General features: G+C 38.3%; 19 protein-coding genes. All 19 read right to left on the reverse strand.

From position 1 onward, the window contains the following. Positions 1-278, reverse strand: a 278-nt coding sequence (locus ACH0AK_RS06010; RefSeq protein ID WP_499796788.1) for a holin, incomplete at its 3' end; no start/stop codon positions are given. Position 279: 1 nt separating this feature from the next. Next, entirely contained in the window at positions 280-513 is a 234-nt protein-coding gene (locus tag ACH0AK_RS06015) for a hypothetical protein (protein WP_062804778.1), read from the reverse strand. A gap of 17 nt (positions 514-530) precedes the next feature. After that, positions 531-1,337 (reverse strand): hypothetical protein, encoded by an 807-nt coding sequence (locus ACH0AK_RS06020; protein WP_010734001.1) that lies wholly within the window; start codon positions 1,335-1,337, stop codon positions 531-533. After that, positions 1,337-1,474, reverse strand: a complete 138-nt coding sequence (locus ACH0AK_RS06025) for a CD1375 family protein (protein ID WP_010734000.1) — start codon at positions 1,472-1,474, stop codon at positions 1,337-1,339. Before ACH0AK_RS06025 ends, ACH0AK_RS06020 begins: the two co-directional genes overlap by 1 nt. Positions 1,475-1,511: 37 nt before the next feature. After that, positions 1,512-1,625: a CD1375 family protein gene (locus tag ACH0AK_RS06030; RefSeq protein ID WP_264082979.1), complete on the reverse strand. Its 114-nt coding sequence runs from the start codon at positions 1,623-1,625 to the stop codon at positions 1,512-1,514. Position 1,626: 1 nt separating this feature from the next. Then, complete coding sequence (locus tag ACH0AK_RS06035) at positions 1,627-1,932, reverse strand: hypothetical protein (protein WP_010733999.1); 306 nt, start codon at positions 1,930-1,932, stop codon at positions 1,627-1,629. A 1-nt stretch (position 1,933) separates the two neighbouring features. After that, positions 1,934-4,039: a BppU family phage baseplate upper protein gene (locus ACH0AK_RS06040; protein ID WP_499796789.1), complete on the reverse strand. Its 2,106-nt coding sequence runs from the start codon at positions 4,037-4,039 to the stop codon at positions 1,934-1,936. An 18-nt stretch (positions 4,040-4,057) separates the two neighbouring features. Further along, the gene (locus tag ACH0AK_RS06045; RefSeq protein WP_010733997.1) at positions 4,058-5,101 is read right to left on the reverse strand and encodes a hypothetical protein; all 1,044 of its coding nucleotides are present in this window, start codon (positions 5,099-5,101) and stop codon (positions 4,058-4,060) included. Continuing rightward, positions 5,101-5,976: a phage distal tail protein domain-containing protein gene (locus ACH0AK_RS06050; RefSeq protein ID WP_096081705.1), complete on the reverse strand. Its 876-nt coding sequence runs from the start codon at positions 5,974-5,976 to the stop codon at positions 5,101-5,103. The genes ACH0AK_RS06045 and ACH0AK_RS06050 overlap by 1 nt, the downstream gene beginning before the upstream one ends. Beyond that, positions 5,976-11,024 (reverse strand): tape measure protein, encoded by a 5,049-nt coding sequence (locus ACH0AK_RS06055; RefSeq protein ID WP_499796790.1) that lies wholly within the window; start codon positions 11,022-11,024, stop codon positions 5,976-5,978. The genes ACH0AK_RS06050 and ACH0AK_RS06055 overlap by 1 nt, the downstream gene beginning before the upstream one ends. Then, complete coding sequence (locus ACH0AK_RS06060) at positions 11,017-11,586, reverse strand: Gp15 family bacteriophage protein (protein ID WP_169058388.1); 570 nt, start codon at positions 11,584-11,586, stop codon at positions 11,017-11,019. The genes ACH0AK_RS06055 and ACH0AK_RS06060 overlap by 8 nt, the downstream gene beginning before the upstream one ends. Before the next feature lie 8 nt (positions 11,587-11,594). Then, a complete protein-coding gene (locus tag ACH0AK_RS06065; RefSeq protein ID WP_126134284.1) occupies positions 11,595-12,056 on the reverse strand; it encodes a hypothetical protein in 462 nt (153 codons plus the stop codon). A gap of 27 nt (positions 12,057-12,083) precedes the next feature. Then, positions 12,084-12,245, reverse strand: a complete 162-nt coding sequence (locus tag ACH0AK_RS06070) for a HeH/LEM domain-containing protein (protein WP_080637949.1) — start codon at positions 12,243-12,245, stop codon at positions 12,084-12,086. Beyond that, positions 12,200-12,676, reverse strand: coding sequence for a phage tail tube protein (locus tag ACH0AK_RS06075; RefSeq protein ID WP_010733992.1), 477 nt, complete (start codon positions 12,674-12,676; stop codon positions 12,200-12,202). Before ACH0AK_RS06075 ends, ACH0AK_RS06070 begins: the two co-directional genes overlap by 46 nt. Before the next feature lie 10 nt (positions 12,677-12,686). Further along, positions 12,687-13,064 (reverse strand): minor capsid protein, encoded by a 378-nt coding sequence (locus ACH0AK_RS06080; protein WP_074799462.1) that lies wholly within the window; start codon positions 13,062-13,064, stop codon positions 12,687-12,689. Continuing rightward, on the reverse strand, positions 13,064-13,426 hold the full coding sequence (locus ACH0AK_RS06085; protein ID WP_224434333.1) for a minor capsid protein: 363 nt from the start codon (positions 13,424-13,426) through the stop codon (positions 13,064-13,066). Before ACH0AK_RS06085 ends, ACH0AK_RS06080 begins: the two co-directional genes overlap by 1 nt. Then, complete coding sequence (locus ACH0AK_RS06090) at positions 13,426-13,761, reverse strand: putative minor capsid protein (RefSeq protein WP_226076025.1); 336 nt, start codon at positions 13,759-13,761, stop codon at positions 13,426-13,428. The genes ACH0AK_RS06085 and ACH0AK_RS06090 overlap by 1 nt, the downstream gene beginning before the upstream one ends. Further along, positions 13,758-14,213, reverse strand: coding sequence for a head-tail connector protein (locus ACH0AK_RS06095; protein WP_284592129.1), 456 nt, complete (start codon positions 14,211-14,213; stop codon positions 13,758-13,760). The genes ACH0AK_RS06090 and ACH0AK_RS06095 overlap by 4 nt, the downstream gene beginning before the upstream one ends. A gap of 31 nt (positions 14,214-14,244) precedes the next feature. Further along, complete coding sequence (locus ACH0AK_RS06100) at positions 14,245-14,349, reverse strand: HeH/LEM domain-containing protein (protein WP_161643373.1); 105 nt, start codon at positions 14,347-14,349, stop codon at positions 14,245-14,247. Positions 14,350-14,369 lie beyond the last annotated feature (20 nt).

Consider the following 14,369-nt stretch of genomic DNA (forward strand, 5'->3'; position numbering starts at 1 on the left):
CCATCACCATAATCCGGTGGATCAACGTCTGGTTTAACCATGCTGTTTCCTAAATCAAATAATCCGCCAGCGGCTAATCCTGATACAGCCCCAGCCCATGCGTAGATTGCTAAATCTTGTGGTGCTAGGGTCATTGCATAAAGCACCCCTAACAAAATACCCGCAATCACATTGATCACGGGTAAGAGTTTGTACTCCTTCATTTGTGTTTTAATTAACCCTGTGACACCAACGACTAGTGGTGTAATAATACTTGAAGCAGCTAAGATTTCTGTCATGTTATTTTCTCCCCTTTCCAATTTGCTTAAAAATAGATCTGATTTGTTCTTCAATAATTGAAAGCCGATTGCCATAGTCAATCTGACTTTTTTCTACGCGGATGATCGTCTTTTCTAACTTTCCTAACGTGTGATCAAGTTTCGTGAACATCGCATAAAATTTCGCCACACCCACCATTAATGATCCACCGAGTGTAAGAATCGCGATCCACTCCCCGATTGTAATTCCCTCCATAAGTAACCTCCTTTATATCAAACTTCTCGAATTTCCCGTAAAACAGCCTTTAATCCTTCAGAACTCACATTCCCACCATGTCCCCAAATTGAATTAGAAGAATAATCCACTTGAATTCTCTTATTGATCCAGTTACTACTAGAATTTAATACTTGACTCACATGTAAACCTGCTCGTTTAGGTAAAAATTGTGTCGTAAAATCATAATTCCATGCTGAACCGTTAGCGTAAGGTGCCCAGATCAGTAATAGTCCTGAATTAAGATCCTCGAATTTTTTAGAAAGTCTTATGATGTGACTCGTATTCATAGTCAATATTCCTGTCCAAAGGGGAAGACTTTCAATGAGCGAATCATTATAATTTGTTGTGTTCTTTGTAATAATGGCAGTAGTTCCTGAAGTTGTATAACTACACAACGGGAATGTAACTACCCTATCCCCTGCTAAAGTATTTCCATTAATTAAATGGTTAACTGCCTCTAAACGAACCTGATTATTTGTCCAAGAGTAATTCTCACTATCTGCTGGAAAATCATCAGTTGGAATTACCGATTCATTTAAATCAATCGTTAAACAAACATACCCACTTGAATTTGCTGGAAGAGTAATACTTTGTGCTTCTTTCACATATACCATTCTACCTTGTATAATCGCACTACCACTGGCAACTCTTACATCCAAACCACTGGAAGATAATTCTAATCCTTGTTCATAACCAGAAATCACATAACTTCTTTTTCTTGCTAAAGCATGGTACATTTTCGCATCATTTTCAGCACTGATTTTTATATTGTCAAATTGATATCCATCTACATTTCCAGCCATCAGTCCACCTCTTTAAATGTCAGTTCAGGTAATCCCATCTCAACCAAAACTTCTTTTACTTGTTCACGTATGATCTTTGGAACATCTTCAATTTTTTTCTTTTCTTTTATGATTAACGTTGCATATACAATGACCATTGTCTTATACTCCTTTTTTAAAATAAAAAAGACAATCCTACATCTCAGCCTGTTGAGATAAGATCGCTTTGACTTCTTTCTGGATTTTTTTAGGTACATCTTCAATTTTTTTTAACCCCTTGTTGATTAATTCAATATATATTTTTATCAAGTTATCCTCCTCCTAGAATCAATTCATATACTTCTGTTAAAGCTAACTGAGTTTCTGTTAGTTGCTCTTCTTGTCTTTTTACATTTTTTTCTAAATGTTTATAAAGTACTTGAAGATTATCAACCTGCTCACTAAGCACACTATTCTCTAACTCTTGCCAGCGATTTTCTGTTGGAACAAAAAACTGGTTGGCTATTTCAATTTCCTCTATCGGTGGAACATCAGTAAAAGGGACCTGAATTGGGAAATCATCTGAGACTTCTAGCTCTTTTCCACCAGTACGTCCATACTGCCAAATTTTTTTCATTTCATACCTCCTCAACCTTACTATTGTTTGTGGGTGCAGGTGCAAAAACTAATGCATGACCTCGAACTGCTAGTCTCTTCACTAATGTTGTTGGCGAATCAATAAAACGGACAATCGGTTTACGAGCATCATCAAAATTGTTTGATACAGTAATATGATAAGAACCAAATCCGCCGTCTGTGTAGTCTGGTAAACAGGAGCCACCAATCCAAATGTATCCGCCAAAAATATTCGGAACATCAGGATAAGTGAAGCCCGGATGACCATCATTTCCAACGCGAATTGTACTTCCTCTTGCCCAACCAATTGAATTCGAAAATTCTAATGTCTCCCACGCAAGCCACACACAGCCACCTAAATACACCGCACCATGATTTTTATATTTATCAGTCGCTACTGCTTTCGCGTACTCAACACCTATATTTACACCATTAGACTGTAAACCGCTTAAAAAGTTTTTAAATCCTGGGACCTGCTGTGGCTCATTTAGACTAACTGTTTGTAAGATTTTAGAATCCAAGTACTCTTCGGTGATATCCCAGCTATAATCATTTGGGTTACTACTATCTTTCAAACCTTCGCCAAAATATTTATATTCCAAAATATTCGGAGTGGCTATATCACCTTTTTCTATTTTTAATGATTCAATCGTTACTTGCCCCATTGTTGCTTGAGGGAATTGGTAAATTTGTAATGTGCTAGGAGAAACACTCCCATTCAAATTTACTTCTGAAGGAGTGAATGTCAGTCGCCAAGTATCTGCTAAACCTTCTACTATTTCCATGTCCCCAATATTAGAGGTACTATTCGGACCAGTCGTGTATACCCTAAATGATTGTGTACCTAGCTTGGTTCCTTTCAAAGTTAATGTATACGTCTGATTAGCAATAAATGGTTCAATCATTTCAGCAGAATATACTAAATATTGTCGACTACTTATCGGGAAAGCTTGTTCTTTATTTGCTAGATTTTCGTTCAATGGAACCTTGGAAATGTGATACGGTTCAACAAGTAGATTGGGTTGATAAGGCGTAGCAACCGATCCTTCTTCTATCTCTATGTTTCGAAGAGAGATTTTACCCTTAATTCGACTTGATGCTGTAACATCTTGTAAGACTACATACCACTGTTGAGGCAGTGTAGTCGCATAAGTGGCTATTTGCGTACCACTAATCGTGTGCCAGATATTAGTAGCTGTCGGGAGAGGTCTAACTGTAGATAACATAATATTTCCACCTGGTACGTACGTATTGGTTAATCGAATATTAGAGGCATCTCCCTCTAAACCTTCATGTAACATAATCTCGGCACTGATGGTGTATCTCTTGCCATTTTGAATAGCGGGTAAACGCATGCTTGTATTAAATTTAGTTAGTTGTGCAGATCCATCCAACGTAAAAATGATCTCGCCATCTGGTCCATCTTCAACCGTAGCTCCATTTCCCGATGTAAAATGAGCAGCTGTAATCTTTGGTAGCAAATTGGCATTCCCTGAGTAGTCGTAATTACCGAAATCAATACTGTTTGAGTACATCCGTTTTAGATTACCTAGCTCGTTGATTTGTTTGCTTGTCTCGTTGACTTTTTCATTTAAATTTAGAACTTGTTCGTTTAACTCTTTAACTACGTTCTCAATACCCTTATACTCTTGTTCCTTTTCTTCAATAAATAATCGGAAACGATTATCAAAATCCTTTAGTTTTTCATCTAGCAAAGACACATAAAGCGTTGCTTGACCTTGACTGATATCGGCATCATTTTCAACTTTTATTCGAAAGCTCTGTGTTGCATAACATTCTCCGTTTTCTCTCGTCACACGAAAGAACGCTTCCTTGAACTCACCTTGGACACTAAAATTTTCACGACTAAATTTATAGCTGATTTCACCTTCAGTAGGATCTAAAATTGTGGGCACGCCAGTTGTGAATGTGCCATTTGCATTTGTTCCATAAAAAACTATTGTACATCCATTGAGATTTATTGTTGATCCGTCTGGATCTAATAATTTAAAGGGATAATTTATAAATCGATTATCCCCAACTCGACCAATAATGGACTTTGAGAGCTTTCGTCCGTTACCGCCTAATTTAAGTTCAATAGGCTCCATTACTCCACTACCTTTCTTTTATTCATCAAAATATTCACTTAATCGACTTCGAATATTACCAAATGTTAATTGCATCTTGTTCTCAGTACTATTTACTCGCCAAGCAGTTAGAACTGATTGATAAATTGTATTTTTTATTCTTACATTCGCTAATAATCCAGTTTCAATTTCTTCAACATCAATATTTTTTGCTTGAAACATAACTTTACAATTGATTTCATGTGAATAAGCATTTCCTTTTAGTTCACTATTTGCAACTTCTAAATATGTGGGTTTATCTTCTAAATCCTGATCATATATATATACCGTATTAACAGTAGGTCTAATAATTTTATTGCTGTTTGGATTGTTAGTGACATTATTATCATTTTCTAAATAGTAGGTAGCTAAGATAATTGGATGGTCCATACTGTTAGTTGCTTTATCAACAATTAACAATGCATTCTCATTACCAACTCCTGGCTTTTTTACCCAATAATCCCAGTCACTAAATTCTGAAGAATTATCCATTATTTGAATACTTTTTTCTATTCTTTTTATACCAGTCTGTATTCTGCCTCCTGAGATTGCTTTAACATACCACTTTACGTTGTATTTCCTAAATCCATTAATCAAATAGCTATTAATCCTTCGAGAATTTAATTCAATTGCTTGATAACTATGAGCTGTATCACTTTCAACATCAATACTTAATGTTCCATTTAAATTCTTTGTACGGTCATTTAAAAGGTAGTTAGTGATGATTGATTTAGCATGAGATTCAAAGCTATTCCCACTTGTTCTATAAGTAGGGAAATAACTATCTCCAAGGCCCATCAACCCACGACAACGGATTGTTTTATTATCTTGAGAGTCGACTATCCCAAAATAAGCGTATTTTCCACTAGGTATATACTTTGCTCTTAGCCAATCACCTTTTTCAATTTTTATATCTTCTGTTAAGGTGAACTCACTGGTCAGTTCACGATTAACTTCATCAATACCAAAGTCGAACTCTCCACATATATATTCTCTAGGATAGGGAGTTAGATCCCAACGAAATAAATGAACAGATATAATCATTAAAACAGATCAGCCTCCTCATAAATCGTTATTTCTACTTCTGCAGTACCGATATGAAATACTATTATTGATTCTCCGACAGGCGCATGAACAAACCCGTTTTTAGTTATATCTTGTTGTTGATAGACCGAAGACTGTAATCCATTCTGATCTATTAATATAGCAGTCCTTTCTTGAAATAAACTAGAAACAACCAACTGCTGTTCTTCTTGTAAAGTTAGAAAATAACCATCTGAGCTAATTAATTTTGAACCTTGGAATATTTCCCAACGAGGGTTTACACAATAACCAGTTATTTTTATTCTTAGCGGAGTCAGATGATTTTTTTCAGCAGATAAATAGAGGGAACGATTATTAATTCGATAGTTCCCTTTTTTCTCATGTGCATTTTGAGTATAGACATACGGCCGGACATAATTATAGACTTTTCCATGGGCATTAACATTTATATTTTTTTGATGAATTTTTGCATACTTCACTGTATACCAAGGCGATAATCGGTCAATTATAATTGATTCTTTTAAAAATCCGCCTTGTTGTATAGAAGATTTCGATAACATAGAAACTGTAATCAGTGCTCTTTTTTGGCCTGCGTCAGTAGTATAAATTAAATAAAGTGGACTAAAGGATAAAAATTCTACAAAAGAATAATATACTTGATAGGCATTTTCATTTTTACGACGTCCAAAATGAAAATAAGCTTCAAACTGATGTTGTTTCAATACGTGCTTTTCAATTCTAGAATGCCCATTTTCGCTCAAATAATCAGTTTCAAAACCTATTCCTAAACCATTTACATTAGAAGCCCTTAAAGAGTGCGTATTATCTATGAGCCAGGTATCACCATGACTGTTTTCAATTGATAGATGTTGCACTAAAATCCTCCTCTCGCCATCGTCTTACCGATTATTTTTGTCAGTCCATTAGTGTCTTCAATCATTACTATCTGTTCTTTATTTGCCAAATCTGTTAAAGCTTGTGCAATTTTGGAGGTGTATGGGGATTGCGTACTGTATGATTGATTAATAATTTGTGTACCTCTAGCTTCCATACCCATACTTGAAGCGCCTAAAGCTATTTCTGGGGTAGTGATCCTCAGTATTCCTTTTGATAAATTATCTATCGATTGATATGCTACATCTGCATACTTATCAATTCCCACAGCTACACCTTCTGGTATCCATCGACCAACTTCTGATGCCATCACTCTAGATGGACTGTTAATATCTAATGCTTGTTTCATTGTATTAGCAACCTGATTGGCAATTCTATTTGCGGTTGCCAATACAGATGCTGTACCGGCATTTAATCCAGCATTCAATCCAGCCATAGCATCTCGACCCACTCCATTTAGCTGGTTAGGTAATCCTGAAAAAGCAGATACAACCGCCGAGCTAGTTCTTGATGCAGTTGAAACAGGCTGACTTGCAGATGAATTCATTCCACTATTTAATGAACTAATTGCGTTGCGACCTGCCATTTGCATCTGATTTGGCAACTGATTGAAGGATTGTACAATCCTATTTGATATATTTCTGGAAGTTGCGACAACCCTGCTCGACTCTGCCATCATTCCAGAATTCAATCGACTCATAATATCTCGACCGATCGATTGAAATTCACTTGGCGTATTAGTGAAGGTCCGTATCAAGTTGCTATTCAAAGCTTTCACAGTAGCTAATTGTACTTGCGATCCACTTTGGAAACTCATATTCATAGAATTCATACTATTGGAAGCTACCATAGGAAGCGCACTCAACGCGTTAGCTACATTAGGAACAACTTGATTAAAACTTACTGTCATATTTTTGATACCAATGTCAGTTTGTTTTACCATTTGGTCAACCAACTTATTTACTTCCGCAACAACCACTGGATTAGTGGCTGCGATTCCCGTTGCAAGACCTTCTCCCACTGCTTGTCCGTACTCAGCATAGATACCTTGGTTCATATGGCTAGATAGTTCATTATTTGGAGTGTCTGCGACAGCTTTAGCACTTTGTTGCACAGCCTCTTGACTGCTATCAATCCCTTGTGCTATCCCTCGACCTACCTCTGTTCCACTTTCCTTAGTTTTTTCTGTAATCATCTCAGCTTGAATAGTATTTTCTGGTATCATTCCTATAGCTTTGGCTGCTAACTCAACATCAGCATTAGATTGATTAATTCCTTCACTTAATCCTTTACCTGTTTCTTTACCAGTCGGAATATAACGATTTGCTTGTATGGTTTCCTGAAACATTGTTTCTGGAGTTTGTGCTACTTCTTTAGAAGCTTCTTCTACTGAAGTAATATTATCTAAAATTCCTTGCCCCAATTTTGTTGGTGGTGCTGTACCCATTGAGGCGTAGTCTGTTTGTTCTAGTTGAGGGCCCATAACTCTCTCTGGCGTTTGAGCAACTTCCTTTGCTGCTTCCTCTACTTTGGCGGTTGCCTCTACCATCCCATCCCCAATTTCTTCGACAGGTTGACGTCCCCACTGTGCAAAGTCTCGCCCCTCTGTTCCTCTCCGTAAAGATGCCTCACTTTTTTCTGGAATTAATCCAAATTTTTCAGCAACAGTTTCCGTTTCTTCACCAACGATATTCCCCATACTCGCCATCGCTTGCTTCATCGTTGCATCCGCAGTCCCATTTAAATCACTAATGTGCTGTTGTGCTGTTTCTGGTAATTTACCTAATTCAAGATCTAAATTTTCAACAAACCACGCCGATTGTTCAGCTGACATTTTTGGTAGGTCCTCCATATGAAGACCCATTTGTTCCAGCAGGGTTTTTGTATGTTCTCCACCTAACTCCGCTAATGAACCAAGATTTAATCCCATCTCATCTACCATCTGTTGCGTTTGTAATGCACCTGCTGGACCTAATTTTTCAAGTTGCATAATAATGCCATCATCTACACCGGCCTTCGCCAAAATGGCAACATTGGTCGACCACGTTCTCATAGCTTCAGCATTTTTTTGTAGATTTTCCTTCATTTGATCTAAGCTGATTGCTTCTTGTTGTTCAATCTGCTTAAAAGCATTCCCTGATTCTTCTACCAGCTTTTTGTACATGCTATTCATTGATTCCAAGGCAGCTTGTTGTGCATCAGATAGAACATTCCATGAAGTAATCATCTGAGAATTAGCTTCTGAGACGGTCTCTGCGACTGCTCGTCTTTTCTCTTGCTCCTCCGCGTACAATTGATTTCGTTCGGATTGATTTTCAACAAGTAAACCTTGAAGTTCATCTTCCTTCTGGGACAGTCCTTCCAGTGATTCTTTGACTTTTTTCTTTCCATCCACGCCAGATTCTGAGGCTTCTTGCTCCAATCTCATACGTTCTTTGGCTACTTCAGTTAATGAGGATTCAATGTCTGCAGCTTCTTGATTCAACGTCTTTTGTCGTTCGGTTAGCCGATTGACTTCTTCCATTCCTTTAGAAGCTTCAATCCGTTTGTTTATTTCTTCTGTGGTTGCATTAAGCAGGCCTGTTTCTTCATCGTAAGAGAGATTTAGACCAGTCACTGAATTATTCAGTTCATCAACTGCATCAGCCATCAATTTTTTATCCGCAGTCGATTTATCTTCAATTGCAGAAAGCCTTTGTAATTCGGCTGCTAGATCCTTGTTTCTTTCTGCATTCGACTCGATCACTTTTGCTTGTGACTCAAATTCTTTTGCACTGGACTGGGTTGACTTTCCGACATTATCTAGATCGTCTTTTAATCCATCTAATTCACTAGCTAATTCTTTGGTCTTTTTACGTGTATCTAAAAAATTTTTTCCCATTATGGCTGCAGCTATACCAGCTGCTCCTAAAACAGCTGCTGTACCCGCGACTACTGGATTCAATAGAATGCTAGCTGCTGCCAGTGCCTTCTTCGCTGCTGCAGAAGCACCAGCAGCAATCGCATAGGTTTTTTGGGCGGCTGCTGCACCTTTTAGTGAAGCTGCATTGGAAATGTTTGCTGCAACAACCGCTTTAGTGGTGGTGGCGTTCTGTAAGTTGAGACTGATTCCTAGTTTTGTAGCAACTGCATCAACTTTTTTAGCCATCGTCGCACCAGAAGTTGCACCGGTCAGGTATTTCAACATCTGAACATAAGATGCTGTAGCAACTGCTGCTTTCTGTACAATAAGTAGTCCACCAAATGCAGTTCCTAATCCGATAATCACGGGTGAAGCTGTCACAGCTGCGTCCTTCACAGCAATAACCCCACCGGTCATCGTATCAACAGCCGAAACAACAGGAGGGATTACACCAGCAATCCCATTTAGCGCACCTTCAAATGTTTTACCAAATCCTTGGATGTTTTCTTTCATCGAGCCAAAACGTGTTTCTGAGAATGCCTCGTCCATAGATGCGATAATATTTGCTGTTCCTCGGCTTGTTGCAGTAGCCATATTGGCAAACGACCCTGCCCAAGTATCACCAGCTTGTTGAGCCATCCCAGAAACCGATGTGAATTCATTCCCACCATCACGCATCGCCTGTTCAACCGTATCAAAAAACTGATTGGCACTAATTTCGCCATCACGCAACGCATCACGAATGCTCTGCATACTCATACCAGTCGCATCTTCATAGATTTTCCAAGGATCTACTCCACGGCGAACCATTCGATCCATTTGAGCCATGTTTACGGTACTGGTGGCTCTCATTTGGATCATGGCATCCATTACGTTATCCATTGTCTCCGCTGCACCGTCACCATACATAGCCACAGCGTCACCCCAGATTTGATAACTTTTTGTCGATTGTTCCAGTGAGCCGTTTTGCATCACTAAACGTTGAACGGTCTGAGCCGCACTATCCAGCATGTAGTTTGTACCAACAACGACATCTCGAACGCCTTCCATCCCTGCAGCTGCTTCTTCTGAACTGCCAGTTAATCGAGTCATCGTATTTTCAAAGTTATTCAAAGTATCAATACGACCAAATGCACCATCCAATGACCCTTTAGCCATAGACAATGCAGCAGTCGCACCTTTGGTGATCAACATTGCAGCACTCAATTTGCCGACGCTGCCAGTTAAGAGATTCGCACTAGGATTAGGCTTTTCAAAGGAATCGCCTAACTTATTTCCTGTTGTATCTGCGTGTTCTTGAAGGGCTAATAAATGTCCCTTCATTACATCAACGGCAGATCCTAATGCACTTGATCCACGTTTTGCGCCGGCTTCAATACTTTCTGAAATGCTCTTGCCTGCTTTAGTTGCTGACAATTCAACAGGAGGAACCATTTGTGCAGAGGACTTTTCTATTGACCCAAGTGCGCTAGCTGCTTGTTTTGAGCCTGACTCAAACGAATCCCCGATACTTCTGCCTGCCTTTGGTGACGTCGCTTCAATACTTGCTAGCATATTACTACTTGATTTTCCAATACCATCTAAAGAGCTCGTTGCCTCTTTAGCACCAGACTGGAAGGATCCGCCAAGCTCTTTTCCGATTTTAGGTGCAGAAGATTCCACGGAAGAAACCAAGCTTGCGACTGATTTAACGACACTGTCATTGGCCTGATTGGCATTTTTGGCGCCAGAATCAAAGGATTCCCCCATGATACGTCCCGACTTAGCTAGTTCAGTGCTCGTCGTGGCAGTTAGATCTGCCACTCCTTTAGCCACGCTATCTGTTGCGGTATTAGCGGCCTTAGATCCCACTTCGAAGTTTTCGCTTAATGATTTCCCAGCTTTGACAGTAGCCGTATCAGTCGATCTTCCCAAATCAGTCATCGACTGTTCAACTGAATCTACTGCTTGATTAGCAACTTTCGCTCCTGTCTCAGTATTGGCACCCATATTATTACCAATTTTTTTTGTAATATCATCAGCATTTTTTCCTAACTGTCCAAAGTTTTTTTCAATTGAACTTATTACATTAGGAACCTGCTTGGCGTCGACATCAATCAGAATACTTATTTTGCCATCTTTAGTCATTATCTTCCTCCTCTCTATCAGTATTTAAGGCATAGTATCTTTGTAAATCTGTCATATCTCGCTTATATTCTTCTGAATCATTATTTCCTGGTTTCCAAGCTCGAATCTGCATAATTCGTTTAAGTGGAGTGTCTGAAGGCAGATTATGTAAAAGAGCTCTAAATTTGGACCAAGTCAGTATTCCCTGTTTATCAATTAAATCGATGTTATATGCTTGAATAAAAGAAGCGTAAATAGTCTCTGCATCCGCTGATATATCTATTAATTGTTCGTGCTCTTCCACAGAAAGTGGATCTCCGTAAAAACTATATTTAATGAACGGTGGAACTTCCTTATGGATAAATTGGTCGTAAATAAATACCCATAGACTAAGTGCATCCTCAGATTGATAGCAACCTTCTCCAATTAATAAATCTAGACATAGACAAGCTTTCTCATAATCAGTGAATATTGCCTCGTTTAACACATCAAAAGCATCTAATACAATATCAAATGACAAGTTAATCAAATACTCACGTTCTTTATAAAAAAAGGAAGTGACTTCTGGGTCATTTAACCTCATGTCACCACCTACTTTTTATTTGCTACTTTTTGCTTTTTCTTTTTCTGAAACTCTTTGGTTAACTTTTTTGCGGCAAGCTCTCTATCCTTTTGTCTTTTCTTTTCTTGTTGTTCGACTTTTTTAACAATAGCTTTGATAGTTGGTTCATAAGCACGTTCAAGTGCATCAAAATCTGGTACACACTCATATAATTTTTTAAATGTTCCTTTACCAAAGAAAAAATCATATTGATATTCAAGAGTCCCTTTAGCATGTTCTATGACTGTTTCAACATTAGTTTCGTGGATAGAATCTTCTTTAAGTTTTTGTTCGTATATTTCGAATTCCTCATAGTTTTCTTCTACAATAATTCGTTTTAAATTTTCCAATGAGCTATCAAACCAGATTTCAACACGCTCACCAGTAATTGGATTTGTAAATCCTACTGGAAAGCCAGAGAGTTCAATATCGATATCAAGTGTTTGTTTCATAATTACCTCCATATAAAAAAGAGAAGGCTATAAAGCCTCCCCCAATATTTTAGTTAGTTCGTCTTTTTTAGCATTTGACGGGTATTCTATATTTTTACTATCAAGTGTTTGTTTTAATTCTGGAATAGTTAGCCCAGTAGCTTTCAGTTCTTCTGGCTCTGGGCTGTCTGCTTTGAATAAGGTTCCCATTTAGGTGTAGTATCATATAGAACAGTAAATTCAATATTACCAAATTCAGTAGCCCCTCCAGTTTTCGTTTGAGGACTTGATAAAGTTGCAATTCCTTCCCTTTTCTTTTTGGGATTATCTCGATCATCTGTTACTCGAAAACCAATTTTCCGATCATCTCCAAATAAACCAATCATTTCATCAATTAATTCGGATGCTTCATCACCCTCAAAGTATTCACCCGTAAAACTATAGCCTAGTCGATGAGAGGTGATCGTTTGTTCTGGTTCTCCCGACCCATCAAAGAAACCGTCTCCATCGTCAACTTCTTCTTGTGAGGCATCAGAGACACTCTTGATTTTTTTTAAACGAACCCAACCATCTTCAGTAATTTTTCCATCTTTCAATTTTTGAATTTCAAATCCAATTAGCGCAATTTTTTTTCGTTTCATAATATTCCTCCTATTTATCAAAATATAATGTTGCTTTGATTGCTAATCGATAATACAGAAATTTTTTGTCGTCATAACCTGTAAAAAAAGGTTCATCTACAATAGTTATTCCAACAAATTGATAACTATTGTTACTAGATGGAATATCTTCTTGTTCTTCTAGTAACTCACCTAGTTCAATCATTATCCGATCTGCATTTTCACATTTCGTTTTATAGACAAATTCATAATTTAGTTCTTTTTGTTTTGATCCATCCATAAAAGTTTCGACTGTTTTACCTCCAGGTAATGCGGTTAGACGCATCGACTCGTCTTTATCTAAAGAGTGAATACGAATTGGTACTGGTATTTGATTCGATACTTCTAACAACTGATCAATAAAATCCATTACCAATTCGCTCCCCTCTTGAACGCTTCTAACCAACTAGACATAAATATAGATTTTGCTTCTTTATCCCAATATGGACCAGTTCCCGGTGTAGTATAATCAGAAAATATTACCTGTGTTCCAAACTTATTTGTAAACCCTCCGTGGTAATGAGCCAAAGCATATCGAGCATTCCAAGTAATCTTTTCTCCATTACTTTCAACAAAAGACATATCTCTCAAGTGTTGGCTCCTCATAGGAACAAATCTTTCATTCATATCTAAATGAGCTTTATTTGCCATTTCATGCCGGCCATTTTGTATAGATGAATGACTTAATTTTCTTTTTGCTCGACTTAAATCAATTCTTACAGATGCTCCCACTAAACTACCTCCAATTCATAAGCGAATGGTTCAGGCGAGTCAGCAAGCAACGGAACGATTTTTGTGATTGTGTATTGTTCGCCAAAGATTTCAATTTGATCTGCAACTGAAAACTCCGGTAATGGTCCAGTGTATTTTTTCACCATAGAAATCAATGCATTTGGCGTTTGTACTTTCCCATCAATATCCCTTGGCTCAAATTTGACTGTGTCGTCAAAGCGGACATGATCAATCACAAGATCCTCTTCAAGAATCGGCTCACTTCGTGGACCCATTCCGTTTTTCTTGCGATAGATCATTGCATGGGGAAAGAATCGTTTTGGTGGCATTCTCATCGACTCACCCCACGATATAACAACCCTGTGCCAGATAACTGCAGCATAGCGTCCCCAGAAAGCAGGGATACTTCGTTTGTCGATGACGAACCACCTTTGCTTTTAGAAACACTCATCCGTCCGATGGACCAACTGTCAGGCTCTTGCATGCCAAACGTGGTAGTGGCATCTACTTCATGCATGTACTCGATTTGATAGGCAATAGCCAACTTAAAGGCATTGCGCCGCATCGGAATATCTGACTCGAGATCATTCCGCTGATAAAAACGTCTCGTTTGGATGTCCAACAATGCACTGGCTTTTCTCAGAAGCTTCTTGAACTCCTTTTCGGTCAGTTCCGTGTCACGATCCACGAGTCGCTTGTACTCTTTAAGAGACAGGTAGCCACATGGCTCGATGCTCTCCTGATCGTCAAAGCTTTCGTTCAACGGCTTACGTCTTATTCGTTCCATGGTTTTTCACCTCCATAAAAAAAGAGAGTGGTTATTCACTCTCTTTTAACAGCTCAATTAATTCTGGTTTCTTGGCAGTAGATGGATACTCAATGCCAAGACGATCCAACTCAGCTTTAAGTTCATCAACCTTCATATCATCAATGTCGATTGAAT

Source organism: Enterococcus pernyi (genome assembly GCF_045371165.1).
Taxonomy (GTDB): Bacteria; Bacillota; Bacilli; order Lactobacillales; family Enterococcaceae; genus Enterococcus_B; species Enterococcus_B pernyi.